The 15941-nt window shown below is 63.3% G+C and carries 8 protein-coding genes; 3 read left to right on the forward strand and 5 right to left on the reverse strand.

Going from position 1 to position 15941, the window contains the following annotated elements; genetic code table 11:
- Positions 1 to 47: 47 nt before the first annotated feature.
- Positions 48 to 1373 (reverse strand): UDP-glucose dehydrogenase family protein, encoded by a 1326-nt coding sequence (locus ACG00X_RS08195; protein ID WP_394487589.1) that lies wholly within the window; start codon positions 1371 to 1373, stop codon positions 48 to 50.
- 72 nt (positions 1374 to 1445) lie between these two features.
- Positions 1446 to 2453 (reverse strand): NAD-dependent epimerase, encoded by a 1008-nt coding sequence (locus tag ACG00X_RS08200; protein ID WP_394487590.1) that lies wholly within the window; start codon positions 2451 to 2453, stop codon positions 1446 to 1448.
- Positions 2454 to 2721: 268 nt separating this feature from the next.
- Between ACG00X_RS08200 and ACG00X_RS08205 the strand changes: the two genes are divergently transcribed.
- From ACG00X_RS08205 to ACG00X_RS08215, 3 genes are all read left to right on the forward strand, one after another.
- On the forward strand, positions 2722 to 8424 hold the full coding sequence (locus ACG00X_RS08205) for a DUF1800 family protein (protein ID WP_394487591.1): 5703 nt from the start codon (positions 2722 to 2724) through the stop codon (positions 8422 to 8424).
- Between the two features lie 116 nt (positions 8425 to 8540).
- Entirely contained in the window at positions 8541 to 9857 is a 1317-nt protein-coding gene (locus ACG00X_RS08210; RefSeq protein ID WP_394487592.1) for a DUF1501 domain-containing protein, read from the forward strand.
- A 371-nt stretch (positions 9858 to 10228) separates the two neighbouring features.
- Complete coding sequence (locus ACG00X_RS08215; RefSeq protein ID WP_394487593.1) at positions 10229 to 11248, forward strand: hypothetical protein; 1020 nt, start codon at positions 10229 to 10231, stop codon at positions 11246 to 11248.
- A 10-nt stretch (positions 11249 to 11258) separates the two neighbouring features.
- On the opposite strand, the gene ACG00X_RS08220 is transcribed toward ACG00X_RS08215, so the two are convergent.
- The 3 genes from ACG00X_RS08220 to ACG00X_RS08230 all read right to left on the reverse strand — a co-directional run bounded on the left by ACG00X_RS08220 (position 11259) and on the right by ACG00X_RS08230 (position 15935).
- Entirely contained in the window at positions 11259 to 13346 is a 2088-nt protein-coding gene (locus ACG00X_RS08220; RefSeq protein ID WP_394487594.1) for an acyltransferase family protein, read from the reverse strand.
- A gap of 72 nt (positions 13347 to 13418) precedes the next feature.
- Entirely contained in the window at positions 13419 to 14636 is a 1218-nt protein-coding gene (locus ACG00X_RS08225) for a polysaccharide pyruvyl transferase family protein (protein ID WP_394487595.1), read from the reverse strand.
- Positions 14637 to 15935 carry an oligosaccharide flippase family protein gene (locus tag ACG00X_RS08230; protein WP_394487596.1) on the reverse strand — a complete coding sequence of 433 codons (1299 nt, stop codon included), beginning with the start codon at positions 15933 to 15935 and terminating at the stop codon, positions 14637 to 14639.
- Positions 15936 to 15941 lie beyond the last annotated feature (6 nt).

Here is a 15941-nt window from a genome sequence, read left to right on the forward strand (position 1 = left end):
CGCCCTCCACCGGAGGGCGTTGCGCTTGATGGCTGCGAGTGCGAGTGTCAGCCGCGGCCGATGCCGCTGTACTCGATGCCCATCGCCTTCATCAGCTTGGGGTCGTAGAGGTTGCGGCCGTCGAACACGACCGGCGCCTTCAGTGCGGCCTTGATGCCGTCGAAATCCGGCGTGCGGAACTCCTTCCACTCCGTCACGATCAGCAGCGCGTCGGCGCCCTGCAAGGCCGCCTCGGCGCGCTCCACCAGCGTCACATCGTCGCGCTGGCCCAGCACGCGGGCCGTCTCGGTCATGGACACCGGGTCGTAAGCCGCCACCGTCGCGCCGCGCTTCGTCAGCTCATCGATGATGACCAGCGACGGCGCCTCGCGCATGTCGTCGGTGTTGGGCTTGAAGGCCAGGCCCCAGATCGCGAAGCGGCGGCCCTTCAGGTCCTTGCCGAAACGCGCGACGACCTTGTCCACCAGCACACGCTTCTGGCGCTCGTTGGCCTCTTCCACGGCCGTCAGCACGCGCAGCGGGATCTGGCTGTCGGCGGCGGCCTTCACCAGCGCCTTCACGTCCTTCGGGAAGCAGGAGCCGCCGTAGCCCGCGCCGGCATACAGAAACTGATAGCCGATGCGCGGGTCGGAGCCGATGCCGCGGCGCACCAGCTCGATGTCGGCGCCGACCTTCTCGGCCAGCAGCGCCAGCTCGTTCATGAAGCTGATGCGCGTGGCCAGCATCGCGTTGGCCGCGTACTTCGTGAATTCGGCACTGCGCACGTCCATCACCAGCATGCGGTCCTGGGTGCGGTTGAACGGTGCATACAGCGCACGCATCAGCAGCGTGGCCTGATCGTCGTCGGAGCCGACGATGATGCGGTCCGGCTTCATGAAGTCCTCGACCGCCGCGCCTTCCTTCAGGAACTCGGGGTTGGAGACCACGGCATAAGCCATGTCGCCCAGGCCGCGCTTGACCAGTTCTTCCTTGACCGCCGCGCGCACCTTGTCGGCCGTGCCGACCGGCACCGTGCTCTTGTCGACGATGACCTTGTAGTCGGTCATGCGCTGGCCGATGGAGCGGGCCGCTGCGACGACGTACTGCAGGTCGGCCGAGCCGTCTTCATCGGGCGGCGTGCCCACGCCGATGAACAGCAGCGTGCCGTGCTGCACGGCCATGTCGACATCGGTCGTGAACTGCAGCCGGCCCGCAGCCACATTGCGCTTCACCACCTCGTCCAGCCCGGGCTCGTGGATCGGGATGCCGCCGTCGTTGAGGATGCGGATCTTCTCGGGGTTCACATCCAGGCAGACGACATGGTTGCCCATCTCGGCCAGGCAGGCACCGGTGACCAGGCCCACATAGCCAGTGCCAATGGCGGTGACTTTCATTGCTTGTCCTTCTTCAAAGCATCAAAAACGGTCGCGGCGTTTTAACGCACGCACATGACGCGTCGATGGGGATCAGACCTTGTAGTAATCGCGGTACCAGGCCACGAACCGCCGAATGCCTTCAGGCACCGGCATCGCCGGGCGGAAGTCGGTCCAGGCAGCCAACTCCTCCACATCCGCGTGCGTGGCCGGCACATCGCCGTCCTGCAGCGGCATGAAGTTCTTGACGGCCTCCTGCCCCACCGACTGCTCGATGGCCTCGATGAAGCTCATCAACTGGATGGGCGCGTGGTTGCCGATGTTGAAGACCCGGTAAGGCGCACTGGAGCGGGCCGGGTCGGCCTGCGCGGGGTCGTAGGCCGGGTCGGCCGTGGCCGTGCGGTCCAGCACACGCACCACGCCTTCGGCGATGTCGTCGATGTAGGTGAAGTCGCGAATCATCTGACCGTGGTTGAACACGTTGATGGGCCGGCCTTCGATGATGGCCTTCGTGAACAGGAAGAGCGCCATGTCCGGCCGCCCCCACGGGCCGTAGACCGTGAAGAAACGCAAGCCCGTCGTCGGCAGGCCGAACAGGTGCGAGTACGTATGCGCCATCAGCTCGTTGGCCTTCTTCGTGGCGGCGTACAGGCTGATGGGATGGTCGACGCTGTGGTGCTCCGAGAACGGCATCAGCGTGTTGCCACCGTACACGCTGGAGCTGGACGCATAGGCCAGGTGCTGCACGCCGTTGTGGCGGCAGCCTTCCAGGATGTTCGTGAAGCCCACGATGTTGCTGTCGATGTAGGCGTGCGGGTTCTCGATGGAATACCGCACACCGGCCTGGGCAGCCAGATGCACGACCCGGTCGAAGCGCGCTTCAGCGAACAGCCGGACCATGCCTTCGCGGTCGGCCACATCCATCTTCACGAAGCTGAAGCCCGGCTTGTCGGTCAGGCGGGCGAGGCGGTCGTGCTTGAGCTGAGGGCTGTAGTAGTCGTTCAGGTTGTCCAGGCCCACGACCTGATCGCCCCGCGCCAGCAAGAGCTGGCTGACATGCATGCCGATGAAGCCGGCGGCGCCGGTGACGAGAACCTTCACGCTGAATCCCTGTGCTTGCTGCAGTCGGTCGAGCATTCTCCTACACGCCAACAAATGCACGTGTTTTAGCCATCCGAGAAAAGCATCACTGATGGGGCCAGCGTGTCCTGGTGTAACGAGTATTTCAGCCGTGAACGCATCCACACGCAGGGTCTGAAGCGCCCTTTTCAAACCAGGTCGGCGGCCTACATTGAGGTCAAGGCTAACGCCCCAACCAGCCGCTCCGCTTCTTGTGGCGCACATCGCAGTTCAACGTGCCCCAACAACCATGCAACTCCTCCGAAAAATTTCACGCCCGGTTATCGCCGCCATCGCGAGCGCCCTCGTACTGAGCGCGTGCGGAGGAGGCGGTGCGGGCAACAGCACAAACGTCGCCACGGCGCAGGCCGTCGAGCAACCCGCCCACCGCGTCATCCAGGCCGCGCCAACGACCACCAACGCCGCAACGCCCACCCTGACCCTGCGCGCCTACGCTGACCTGGCGGGTGACGTGGGCGCGATGGTGTCGGTACGCGTGGACGGTGTCGTCACCGACAGCGTCGAAGTGCGGGCCACCGCGCCCACCGACTACCAACTGGCCGCGCCCACGCTCAAGCCCGGCAGCCAGGTCGACGTGGTCTACACCAACGACGCGGTCGTCAACGGCGTGGACCGCAACCTGCACGTGCAGCAGATCAGCAGCGCAAACACCGCCGTGCTGCCCACCGCCGCCATCGTCACCTTCGACGCGGGCAATGGCGACGCCGCTTTCGACGGCCAGAACGTCCGCGCCGGCCTCGGAGATCTCTACAACGGTGGCGCGTTGCGCATGGTCTGGCCCGCCGCCAACCTTACCGAACGACTCACCGTACGGGCCAGCGCCATCAGCGCAGGCGGGCAAGGCGCGCAGATGGTGGTTCGCGTCGACGGCGTGGTCGTCGGCGCGCCGGAAGTGACATCGGTCACACCAGTCGACTACGTCTTCGCAGCGCCCCCGCTGGCGGTAGACAGCCGCGTCGACGTCGCCCTGCTCAACGCCGGCACCGTCGACGGCACCGCCCGTGGCCTGCGCGTGCACTACCTTCTGTCTGGCACCACCGTGCTCCAACCCAGCGCCGGCACCATGTTCTTCGCCGCCGGCAACGGCCTGGCTGCCTACACCAGCACCAACTTCCAGGCCACCACGCAGAACCTGCTCACCACCAACGGCGCGCTGCGCGGAAAGTGGCCGGCCGCCAACATGACCGACTCGCTCACGCTGCGCGCCAGCGCCACCCTGAGCGACAACGTCGGCCCGATCGCGCAGGTGCTCGTCGATGGCGTTGTCATCGGCACCGTCGAGATCCGCTCCACCACGCCGACCGACATCACCCTGCCCTCGCTGCCCATCAAGGTCGGTCAGCGCATCGAGGTCGTTTACACCAACCCCGCCGCCGGGCGTAGCCTGCAACTGGCCTACGCCATCTCCGGCAAGACCGTGCTGCTGGCCAGCGACAACACGCTCGCCGCCGCCTGGCCCGAAGCCAACCTCACCGACTCGCTCATCGTGCGTGCCCGCGGCACGCTGGATGGCGGGGTGGGCCCCATCATGCAGGTGCTCGTCGACGGCGTGCTCGTCGGCAGCGTCGAGGTCAAGTCCACCGACAACGCCGACTACCGCTTCGCCGTGCCACCCATGACCGCCGGCCGCAAGCTCGACATCGTCTACACCAACGACACGGCCGACCGCGACCTCTTCGTCGCCTACGCCACCACCCGCAACACCGCCTGGCTGCCCGGCAACGCCGGCAACACCTACGACAAGGGCAATGGTGCCGCCGCCTTCGACGGCGCTGACGTCGTGCCCGGCTCCAGCAACATGTTATGGAGCGGCGCACTGCGCACCACCTGGCCCGAGCCCAACATCACCAGCACCGTCATCGTGCGTGCCAGCGCCGTGTCCGCCGGTGGTGTGGGCGCCCTCATGACGCTGTGGGTCGACGGTGTCGCCGTCAGTGCCGCCGAAGTCACCAGCAGCACGCCCACCGACATCGTCATGCCAACCACGGCACTCAAGCCAGGCAGCAAAGTGGCCGTCACGTTCTCCAACCCCGGCACCGTCAGCGGCGTCACGCGCCAGCTCAATATCCAGTACCTCATCGCCAACGCCACCTTCGTCACGCCGACGGCCGCAGGATCGACATACAGCAATGGCAATCTGAACGCAGACTGGCCCTCGGTCAACGTCACGGACAAACTGACGGTGCGCGCCTACGCTGACCTGGCGGGCAATGTGGGAGCGATGGTGTCGGTCCGCGTGGACGGTGTCGTCACCGACAGCGTCGAAGTGCGGGCCACCGCGCCCACCGACTACCGCCTGGCCGTGCCCACGCTCAAGTCCGGCAGCCAGGTCGACGTGGTCTACACCAACGACGCCGTCGTCAACGGCGTGGATCGCAACCTGCACGTGCAGCAGATCAGCACCGCTGACACCGCCGTGCTGCCCACCGCCGCCATCGTCACCTTCGACGCGGGCAATGGCGACGCCGCTTTCGACGGCCAGAACGTCCGCGCCGGCCTAGGCGATCTCTACAACGGTGGCGCGTTGCGCATGGTTTGGCCAGCCGCCAACCTCACCGAGCGCCTCACCGTGCGTGCGAGCGCAATCAGCGCCGGGGGTATTGATGCGCGCATGGTCGCCCGCGTGGACGGTGTGGTCGTCGGTGACATCGAGGTCGGTTCGGCCACGCCGGTCGACTACGTCTTCGCAGCGCCCCCGCTGGCGGTAGACAGCCGCGTCGACGTCGCCCTGCTCAACGCCGGCACCGTCGACGGCACCGCCCGTGGCCTGCGCGTGCACTACCTTCTGTCTGGCACCACCGTGCTCCAACCCAGCGCCGGCACCATGTTCTTCGCCGCCGGCAACGGCCTGGCTGCCTACACCAGCACCAACTTCCAGGCCACCACGCAGAACCTGCTCACCACCAACGGCGCGCTGCGCGGAAAGTGGCCGGCCGCCAACATGACCGACTCGCTCACGCTGCGCGCCAGCGCCACCCTGAGCGACAACGTCGGCCCGATCGCGCAGGTGCTCGTCGATGGCGTTGTCATCGGCACCGTCGAGATCCGCTCCACCACCCCGACCGACGTCACCCTACCCTCGCTGCCCATCAAGGTCGGCCAGCGCGTGGAGGTCGTCTACACCAACCCCGCCGCCGGGCGTAGCCTGCAACTGGCCTACGCCATCTCCGGCAAGACCGTGCTGCTGGCCAGCGACAACACGCTCGCCGCCGCCTGGCCCGAAGCCAACCTCACCGACTCGCTCATCGTGCGTGCCCGCGGCACGCTGGACGGCGGGGTGGGCCCCATCATGCAGGTGCTCGTCGACGGCGTGCTCGTCGGCAGCGCCGAGGTCAAGTCCACCGACAACGCCGACTACCGCTTCGCCGTGCCGCCCATGACCGCCGGCCGCAAGCTCGACATCGTCTACACCAACGACACGGCCGACCGCGACCTCTTCGTCGCCTACGCCACCACCCGCAACACCGTCTGGCTGCCGGGCGATGCCGGCAACACCTATGACAAAGGCAATGGTGTTGCCGCCTTCGACGGCGCGGACATCGTCGCAGGCACTGGCGAGATGTTCTGGAGTGGCGCGCTGCGCACCACCTGGCCCACGCCGAACATCACCAGCACCGTCACCATCCGCGCCAGCGCGGTGTCCGCCGGCGGCATGGGCGCCCTCATGACGCTGTGGGTCGACGGTGTCGCTGTCAGCGCCGCCGAGGTCACCAGCGCCACCGTGGCCGACTTCGTCATGCCCACCACCGCCCTCAAGCCCGGCAGCAAGGTGGCCGTCACCTTCTCCAACCCCGGCACTGTCAGCGGCGTCACGCGCCAGCTCAACGTGCAGTACCTCATTGCCGGCACCACCTACGTGACGCCATCGTCCGCCGGTGTCAGCTATGTCGCCGGCAACCTGTCCACCATCTGGCCTGCGGCCAACCTCAACGATTCCGTCACGGTGCGCGCCTATGCCCAAATGGCAGGCGGCGTCGGCGCCACGCTGCAGTTGCGCGTGGACGGGATGATCGTCGGCAGCGTTGAGGTGCGCAGCACCACGCCGGCCGACTACGTCTTCTCCGTGCCCAAGCTGAACGCCGGCAGCCGCGTGGATGTGGTCTATACCAACGATGAAAAGGTCAACGGCGTCGACCGCAATCTGTTTGTGCAGTACGTGCGCACCAGCATCGCCACCCTCGCCCCGTTCGCCAGCAACGTCGTGTTCGACGCCGGTTCGGGCGAGGACGCCGTGGACGGCACGAGTACCAGCGCCAGCACGGGCGCCATGTACCTGAACGGCGCACTGCGATTCACGGTGCCGACTGCCGCGCCGACGCCGAGCGCCGCTTACCACGCTGCCTCTCGATTGCTGCAACAGGCGACGTTCGGCCCCACGATGGCCGACATCGAGCGTGTGGCACAGATCGGCCAGGCAGCCTGGATTAACGAACAGATCGCCCTGCCCTTCGTTCCCGACATGGTCTCGGCCGTGCAGTCGCGCTACGATCTCGGCGACGCCTACCGCCCTGGCGGCGCCAACTACACCAGCCGGTGGGTTGGCCAACGCTTCTGGGCTGCGGCCGCCAACAGCCCTGACCAGCTTCGCCGTCGTATGGGTTTTGCGCTTCACCAGATTCTGATGGTGTCGCAGGCGGATACCAACCTGCATGACCATGCGCGCGCCTACGCAGCCTATGTCGACGCGTTGAATCGCAACGCGCTGGGCAACTACCGCGACTTGCTTCAGGAGGTCGCGCTCAGCCCGGCGATGGGCATCTACCTGTCACACATACGCAACCGGCCGGAAGACAGCGCTTCGGGTCGCATGCCCGACGAGAACTTCGCGCGCGAGGTGATGCAGCTGTTCACCATCGGTCTGCGCGAGCTCAACAGCGACGGCAGCGCCAAACTCAATGGCAACGGCCAGCCGATCGAAACGTATACCAACGACGACGTGATGGCCCTCTCCAAGGTCTTCACCGGATGGAGCTGGGCGTTTCCTGACTCTCAGCTCACCGAGCAGAACTTCCGCTACGGAAAGCCCGACCTCAGCGCCGCGAACGACCAACGCATCGACATCCTGCCCATGAAGGCCTATCCAGGGCAGCACTCGACCAGCGAGATTCGACTGTTCAGCGGCAAATCCCAGGCAGTCGTGATACCGGCGGGCACCAACGCCCAAAACAGCGTGAAGGTGGCGCTCGACGCCTTGTTCAATCACCCCAACGTCGGGCCGTTCATCAGCCGCCAGCTGATCCAGCATCTCGTGACGAGCAACCCGAGCGGGGCCTACATCTCGCGTGTCGCCGCCGTTTTCGACAACAACGGCAGCGGCGTGCGCGGCGACCTGGCCGCAGTGGCGCGGGCCATCCTGCTGGACACCGAAGCGGTCTCACCCAGCGCGGGTAGCGTGAGCAAGCTACGTGAGCCCGTGATGCGGGTCAGCCACTGGATGCGCAGCCTGAGTGCCACGTCCACGACCGGTGAATACCAACTCGACAGCGACCTCACGGCACTCAACCAACGGCCGCTGTTCGCCCCCTCGGTGTTCGGGTATTTCCGGCCCGGCTACATCCCGCCCAACACCGTGTTCTCCGCCAGCAACATCACCGTTCCCACGATGCAGATCGTCAGCGAAGCCACCACCGCGCAATGGGTGAACCTGGCAGAGCGGATGGCGGGCTCTGGTGCAGGCTGGACGGGCACCCAAAGTGACGTGATTGCCCAGCTGCAACCGCTGGCCGATCTCGTCGCTGCCGGCCAGCTGGGTACCGTGGTCGATCGACTGAACCTGCTCCTCCACGCCGGCCGCATGAGCGCCACGCTCAAGCAAGACTTGATGGACGCCATGCTCAACGTCAGCGGCAACGATGCCGCCAGCCACCTCAACCGCGCCCGTGCTGCCGTTTTCCTGGCACTGGCCTCACCCGAATATCTGGTGCAACCATGACACGATTCAGCCACACTGGCGCGTCGCGCCGCAGCTTCATCCGCGCTTTGGGGGGCTTGGCGGCCAGCTCCGCCGTACCGCACCGCGCGCTCACGCTCGCCACCAGCCTGGCCGGCATGGCCGCGCTGGCCACCAACAGCCAGGCTGCCACGACCAGCGGCTACAAGGCCCTGGTGTGCTTCTACATGAACGGCGGCAGCGACACCCACAACTGGGTCGTGCCCATGGACACAAGCGGTTATGCCGATTACGCCGGCGCGCGCGGTGATCTGGCCTGGGCTTCCAACCGGCTGCAGCAAATCACAGCGACCGGGCAGGCCAGCGGCCGCAGCTTCGGCATGCCTCTGGAACTGGCGCCGCTGCGCGACTGTTATGAGGCCGGCCAGGCGGCCATCGTCGCCAACGTCGGCCCCCTCGTGCGCCCCGTCACCAAGGCCGACTACGCCGCCGGCGTCGGCCTGCCGGCGAAACTGTTTTCCCATAACGACCAGGCCTCCACCTGGCAAAGCCTCGCGCCGGAAGGCGCGGCATCAGGCTGGGGCGGCCGCATGGGTGACATCCTCATGTCAGCCAACGCGCAACCCGTGTTCACCGCGATCTCGACCAGCGGCAACGCCGTCTTCCTCTCCGGCGGCAACGTCAGCCAGTACCAGGTTGGGCCGGAAGGCCCTGTGCTGGCCGGCTCCATGTCCGCCGCCAGCGTGTTCGGGTCAACCAGCGTCTCTGCCGCGCTGCAAAAAGCCTACGCTGCCAACGCAACCACCGAGCGCCTGCAATCCGAATACGCGCGGGTGATGCAGCGCGGCATGGGTGCCAACAGTGCCTTGCAAGCCGCCATCGCTGGCGTCAACGTGCCTGCCATCCCCACCACAGCCATCGCGCAAGTCAATGCCGCCGCCACGACGCTCAACCAGCTCAGCATCACCAAGCAACTGCGCATGGTCCTGCAGATCATCGCGGCCAATCAGGCCTTGGGCATGCGTCGCCAGGTTTTCATGGTGCAGATGAGTGGGTTCGACACTCACAACGCCCAGATGCGCGACCAACCCATACAGATGGCGCAAGTGGCGCAGTCCATCGGCTACTTCATGAACGCGCTGACCACGCTCGGATTGCAGAACAACGTGACACTGTTTACCGCATCCGACTTCGGGCGCACGCTCATTAGCAACGGCTCCGGTAGCGACCACGGCTGGGGTAGCCATCACTTCGTCGTCGGTGGCGCCGTCAAGGGGCGACAGATTTTCGGCAACTTCCCCGTCACCGCACTGGGCACCTCCGATGACATCGGTTCCGGCCGGCTACTGCCCAGCATGGCGGTCACACAACTGGCGGCGAGCCTGGCTGGCTGGATGGGCTTGAGCGCATCAGAGCAACAGTTCGTGCTGCCCACGCTCAACAACTTCGGCGCACCGCCCTCGCTGTTGGCCTGAGCTGCCGCGCAGCCCCTCGATCCCCGGGGGCCGGCGCGTCGCGCCAGCTCGCCGTAGCGCCAAGCAGGCCACCCGCACGCTCCCAACAGCGCCACACAACCTGCAGCAGCAGGCGGCCCAGATCGTGTGCCTTGTCGACGTGCAGGCCGACTGCTACTGGTAGTGCGAGCCGGCAGCCTTGCCTCTCATCACACAGTCAGCATTGGACTTTGCGAGTCTTTACGCTCTTATCGCTGAGTGAGCCCTGATCGCGCGACGCTTCCCGCTGGCGTCGCCTCAAGCCCCCGACACAAAATCCTGCACGACGCTCGTGCTGTCGCCGCCACTCCCTCCTCCGAATGCACCCCGCCCGCCGCGCCCCAACACCCGCCATGCCCACCCTGTTCACACTCCTCGCTTCGTGCGCTGTCGCCGTAGGTTGCGGGGGCGGCGCCGACAAGGCAGCGGCCATGTCGTCCACCACAACACCGCCCCTCGCAGCCGAGGCCGGCACGGCCCCGGCCATCAGCCCGATCTCGTTCGACGTCGCCGCAGCAACACAAACCGCCGCAGCAGCCGGCGACCTCACCAGCGACGCCGCGCCAGTCGCCCAGGCTGCATCACTTCAGCAGGCTCGCGTAGAGCGCCTTAAGGCGGCAATTGAGAGCATGAAGGTTTCACAGCACGAGCTCAAACCCGATTGCGATCCTTGCACTGGATGGCGAATCAAGCCACTCATTGTCATGGGTACTGAACCCTATGCGGAGTCGATCCCTTCAAACTGGACCGGGACGCGGTACTCGTTTTGGAAGTCCGTCCTGCCCTGGTTCGTCATTTATGAAGGCGCTGGGGGAAATCAGGCAACGAACAGTGCCGTGGAAATCAATGGCATTGAAATGTGGGCTTACTCGCTTAAGGACAGGACTTGGTCGAAGTTGGCGACTGGTCAACACCCAACCTGGAATGGCTCGTATGGTCTTGACGCCACCACCAAGTCGCAAGCGTTCCAAACTTACAAGTCAGCCACGGCAAGCACTACGGCCTTCGCGCCCACAAAGAGTCACATCGTTCACGGCGGTCTTGGCCAAGTGGAAACTCCATGGAACAGCCAAACTGGCAAAGCTGATCTAGGAGCCCTGCTCGTATCGGTGCGTTTCAGGCTCATACCCAAAAACCCTGAACTACCGGACGATCGCAGCAAGGCCAACTTCACTCTAAATGTCGGAGCAGACTATTACCCTTGGGTGGGTGCGCAGCTCGCTGATTTGAACGCTGCCTATGTACCGGCATCGGGCCTCGGACAGTTCCTCAAGGCCACGCCCGATTGGCGACACGCAACTTACTTCGTATCAAAGTCAAGCTTGAGCACAGAAAAAATTCTCAAATCACCGCCACCCGAATTTAAATACTAACACCCGAGCACTAAAAAGCACCTTCGGGTGCTTTTTTATTGTCCGAAATTTTTAAACCACCCCCAGAAGCCCCAACCATCTCCCCGATCTTTTCAGAAAAGCTATCCACCAAAACGTAATTCCCATAAGAACTCAAGTGGTCGCCATCAAAATACAGCGGCCGCCCTTTCATGTAAGGAGCACAGTTCGCATTTGGGCACAGCACAGGAAACGGATCCCAGACAAATGAATTCTTGAAATCTCCAACCAGCTCTGCCACCGCCTCCATAGCCGGCCTGCGAAGATTCATCAGTTCCTCCCTGTCCATAGCCTGCTCTCCCGAGCAAACTGGATTACGCTCATTAAACCAATCAGCGCATCTAAACAACGGAACCTTGTAAATCGGCTTTGGCGCCTCCCACAAAATCAACGCCCCCTTTTGAGAGATATCAGCCAGCTCTTTTTTGGCATCGTCAATAGCCTGACGACGCAGCCGCTCTCGCTTCTCGGTATCAATCTGCGGGTTTGCTCCGCCCCACTGATCACGAAGGCGTTGAACCCGTAAAGCGGGAAGGAAAACAATATCCCCGGGCCTGATCTCCGCAGCCAAGTACATGAACGCAGCCTTGGAAAATTCTCTACATTCCTTACTGCCCGAGTCGTGTGGCGTTCGCAAATTAAAAAGCGAACACCCTCCTTTCCCAAGTAGATCAACCCGCATGCCTGTGCGCGAAACGAAGGACTGCAGCATTGCGCTGTAACCGACAGCGTGAGAATCACCGATAACGAAAACCTTTCCACCCGCGGGACAATTCTCCGTCGAGTACCTGTTTAAAAAACCTCCTTCAAAAGGCGTCGATGAAGCAAGCAAACCACATCTATTGTCCTTCTCAGCTTCAAAATTCAGTTTTTCAGGATTCCAATCTCGCCCTTTTGTGACGCTAAGGGTCAGGGACCTCTTAGCCAATGTCATCGCCGCGCTTGCACCAGAACAAACCGTGGCGATGAGCAGCCCGACAACGACCACACGCCCGCGCGGCCAGTGCGAGACCAACTTCAAGTTCCGGAATGGCGTCTCCACAAGGCGATATGACGCAACAGCAAAGAACAGCGACAGCGCGATGGCGACGATTTGCTGCCAAACCTGATCAACACCAATCGTCCACCGCATCAACACGATGATTGGCCAGTGCCACAAATACAAGGAGTAAGAAACCTTCCCAAACCAGCGAGTCTCCGTTCTCCTTAGAAAATGTGTCGCGATCAATTCAGACCTTGCAGCAGTCAACGCAATGATCCCAAGAGTGCACACAACGGGCGCAATTGCCCAGGGAAACGGAAATCTAGTCGCATCCGCAAAAATCAGAGAAGCAACCAATCCAAAAGAAAACATTAAGCTTGCCGCCTCAGCGACAGGCCGGGGGAGCCTCTCAAGCCACGGCCGCCATTTGCCGATAGACATATACAAAAGGACTCCAAACGCCAACTCCCAAAATCTGGCAGGAATCAGATAAAACGCACGCACGGAGCCGCCCCACATATAGGCAACCCAAATTGAGAGCACGGCTAGGGCGCAAAGCAGCAGCACGGCCGCAAGACGTCGCGCCTTCCCAACCCACAGAAAATATATCAGTGGAAATATGATGTAAAACTGCTCCTCAACACCGAGCGACCACGTGTGAGTAAACGGATTAAACTCAGTCTTTGGAGAGAAATAATCATTAGCCCCCGCCGCCAACAAAAAATTACTCACCCCAAAGAAGGCAGCCAAACCTGTCTTTGAGTTCAAATCACTTAGCCACGCAGATGGAATAAACAGTGTCGCCAGCCAACTTGTCAAAAGCAGACACACCAGCAATGCAGGCACTATTCTTAGGATGCGGCGAGCATAGAAGGCGACAACAAAGTCGTAGAACTTGCCACGAGCGATCGCCGTTGATGCGGCCGCCACCACAAACCCTGAGATCGCGAAAAATATGTCTACGCCGATAAAACCGGCCGGCATCCACCGCTCGTTTACGTGATAAAGAATCACGGAAATGACGGCGATGGCTCGGAGCCCATCGACAGAAAGGAAATACTCCCCATGCGGGGATTCTTTAGAGACGATCGAAGTCATAACACTCCTTCGTACCACTCAAAAAAAACAAGGCCACCAGTTATTCATTGGAACCGGCGCTTGGGGCAACTTCTATGCCCTATCGCTATTCAGTTTCAGACTGCCCAGTGCTTCGCGGTACTGACGTGCAACGAGCTCCCGCAGCGCCCGCAAATCCTGGCGCTTGGCGTCAGCAGCGGCGGCAAGGCCCGTCAGCATTGCCGCAATGGATTCATCCGAACTTTGTGCGTTGAAGAACAGCGCCTGCGAATTGGATTGAGACAAGAAGGCGATGAACTTCTTGAAGTTGGGGCTACCCACCGGATAGTCATTGATGGCCACGACCGGCACCAGGTTCCTCGCCGCAAGAATCAAGCCATGCAGGTTCTCGCTGATGACGAGCCGGCACGACGCCAATCCCTGCTCCAACGCGCGGAAGTTCGACGGCATCACCAGCTCGCAAGGGACACCCAGGGCTTGCAGATCTTCCTGGAAGGCGATCGCCGCCCACAGGTCGTACTTCCAACGCCTGGTCAGGAACAGGCGGACCGGCCAAGCCTGCCCACATTGATCCTGAAAGCGCCGGATGGCGCTTGCCGTACGACGGCGAAACTCTGCGTGCTGGCTGGTGAACACAATGCCCAGGCCTTCGGGTTCGTCCACCGGCGGCAGCCAGTTGCCCAGCGCAATGTCGGGCACCACGCTGACCCGGTCGCTCCATTGCTGAGCTTCCGCCAGCGAGAACTCGTCGCGCACGGTGATCAGCTGTGCCTTGCGGAAGCAGGCCTCGATCGACGCCCGCAGGCTGCCGGAGAAGCGCCCGATGGTTGGCCCCAGGATGATGCTGGGCACGTTGGCTCGTGCGGCCATGCCCAGCTCTTCCACCTGAGCGCGTGTCTTGTTCAGCCACTTTTCGTTGAAGTAGCCGCCCCCCGACATCACGAACAGATCAGCTGAAGCCACCTCGTTGGCAAGGGACTGCACTGCCGCGCCAGCGCTGGCATGCTTGAACCAGGCCAGCGTTTCCGTCAGCGCGAACTTTGCCTTCACCCAAGCCTTGCGGTGTGGGCCGTAGTCCTGATTCATGGCCGGACGGAACACCTCGCAACCACCTGCATCGGTCAGGGCATGCAGGCCGTGTCGCAACGTCACGCGCTCGGCAGCATGGATGGCCGAATCGCGGAGGTCATAGGTGAGCACCACGCATTCAGAGCCCGGGAATTGCATCTGCAATTGACGGATCGTGGAGTCAAGGATGGCGTCGTCGCCAAGATTCCCGTACCCCCAGCCACCACTGACAACAATCTTCATTTACTTCCCCGTTATCAAGAGATACGCCATCGCGGCAACGATGCCAACAAGTGCCGCGAGACTGATGCTGTCCCTCAGCCCCCAGGGCCCGCTGCGCAAGCGCACCGCAAACCAGACCAGCAGCACGAGCGCCGCGACCACGCTGGCGGAGGCGACGGCGGTGACGCCGAATGCAGGCATGAGCGGCCAGGCCGTCAGCACCAACACACCGAGTGACACGACACCGGCGACCGTCCGGCCTGACTGGAAGCCACGTGCTGTCAGCAGCACGCCAAGCGCCATGGCGATAAAGCGCGCGAGCAGGTAGAGCCCAAAGATGGGGAACAACGCAAACGCCGGCGCGAAGCGCTCGCCGAAGACCGCAGCCAGCAGCCAGATGGGTGACAGGAACAGCGCTGCAAAACATGCCAGTCCGCATCCCGTCATCAGCCACAGCAGTTGACGCTCATGCCGGGCAAAGTCGGCCGGTCGATCCAGCAACCCCGACAGCTTGGGCAGAAATACGTTGGCGATGATGGGACCGAGGTTCTCCACCGCACGAACGAGGTTCATGCCAACCTGATACAGGCCCAGCGGCGCAGCGCCGAGGAAGGTGGAGATGAGAAAGACGTCTGCATAGCCTCGCACCGTGACAAGCCCGGCGTCCGCGGCGTACATGACCGAGTGGCGGATGTGCCGGATGCCGCCAGCCCAGCTGCCAAGGCCCACCAAGGCTCGGCCAACTCCCGGAAAGGCACTCCGGAAGCTGATGAGGCTGAACAGCAGGTAGATGGAGCGAGAAACGAGAAAGGCGGCGGCCACTGCGGTCCAGTGCGGCCACGCCAGGGCGACCGGCACGACGATGGCCACATGGACCACCGACGACGCGACGACGTTGCGCGTTTCCAGGCTGAACTTCTGGATACCGCGAAAGCAGACATTCAGGAAGTCGGCGAGCGTCACGACCAGCGCCATCAGGCACAGCGCCAGGAAACCGCCAGCCCCGCCCGGCGGCGCCCATCCCCCCGCCCAGGCCACCAGCACGGCACCGAGAAACAGCAGGCTAAGCAAAGCCTTGGCCTGCAGCACGCGAGCCAGCACCAGAACGGGCGGCTCCAGGTTGCGCCCCAATTCGCGCATCACGTAGGTGGAATGGCCGAACTCCACCATCAAGGCCAGCACCATGGCGAGCGACAGTGCCAGCACGAAGTGACCGAACTCCTGGGGCCCGAGGCTGCGGGCGATGAACACCATCAGCACGGCACCGCTGAGGAGTCGAGCCAGGGTGGCTCCGGCCATGAAGGAAAGGCTGCGCAGCATCGAGGT

This window comes from Pelomonas nitida, assembly GCF_043555975.1.
Classification (GTDB): Bacteria; Pseudomonadota; Gammaproteobacteria; order Burkholderiales; family Burkholderiaceae_C; genus Pelomonas; species Pelomonas nitida.

What these genes read in the sequence shown, in the direction of transcription:
- ACG00X_RS08195 (WP_394487589.1), bottom strand. Translation starts at nt 1,373, where the DNA reads ATGAAAGTCACCGCCATTGGCACTGGCTATGTGGGCCTGGTCACCGGT.
- ACG00X_RS08210 (WP_394487592.1), top strand. Translation starts at nt 8,541, where the DNA reads ATGGCCGCGCTGGCCACCAACAGCCAGGCTGCCACGACCAGCGGCTAC.
- ACG00X_RS08205 (WP_394487591.1), top strand. Translation starts at nt 2,722, where the DNA reads ATGCAACTCCTCCGAAAAATTTCACGCCCGGTTATCGCCGCCATCGCG.
- ACG00X_RS08220 (WP_394487594.1), bottom strand. Translation starts at nt 13,346, where the DNA reads ATGACTTCGATCGTCTCTAAAGAATCCCCGCATGGGGAGTATTTCCTT.
- ACG00X_RS08215 (WP_394487593.1), top strand. Translation starts at nt 10,229, where the DNA reads ATGCCCACCCTGTTCACACTCCTCGCTTCGTGCGCTGTCGCCGTAGGT.
- ACG00X_RS08230 (WP_394487596.1), bottom strand. Translation starts at nt 15,935, where the DNA reads ATGCTGCGCAGCCTTTCCTTCATGGCCGGAGCCACCCTGGCTCGACTC.
- ACG00X_RS08225 (WP_394487595.1), bottom strand. Translation starts at nt 14,636, where the DNA reads ATGAAGATTGTTGTCAGTGGTGGCTGGGGGTACGGGAATCTTGGCGAC.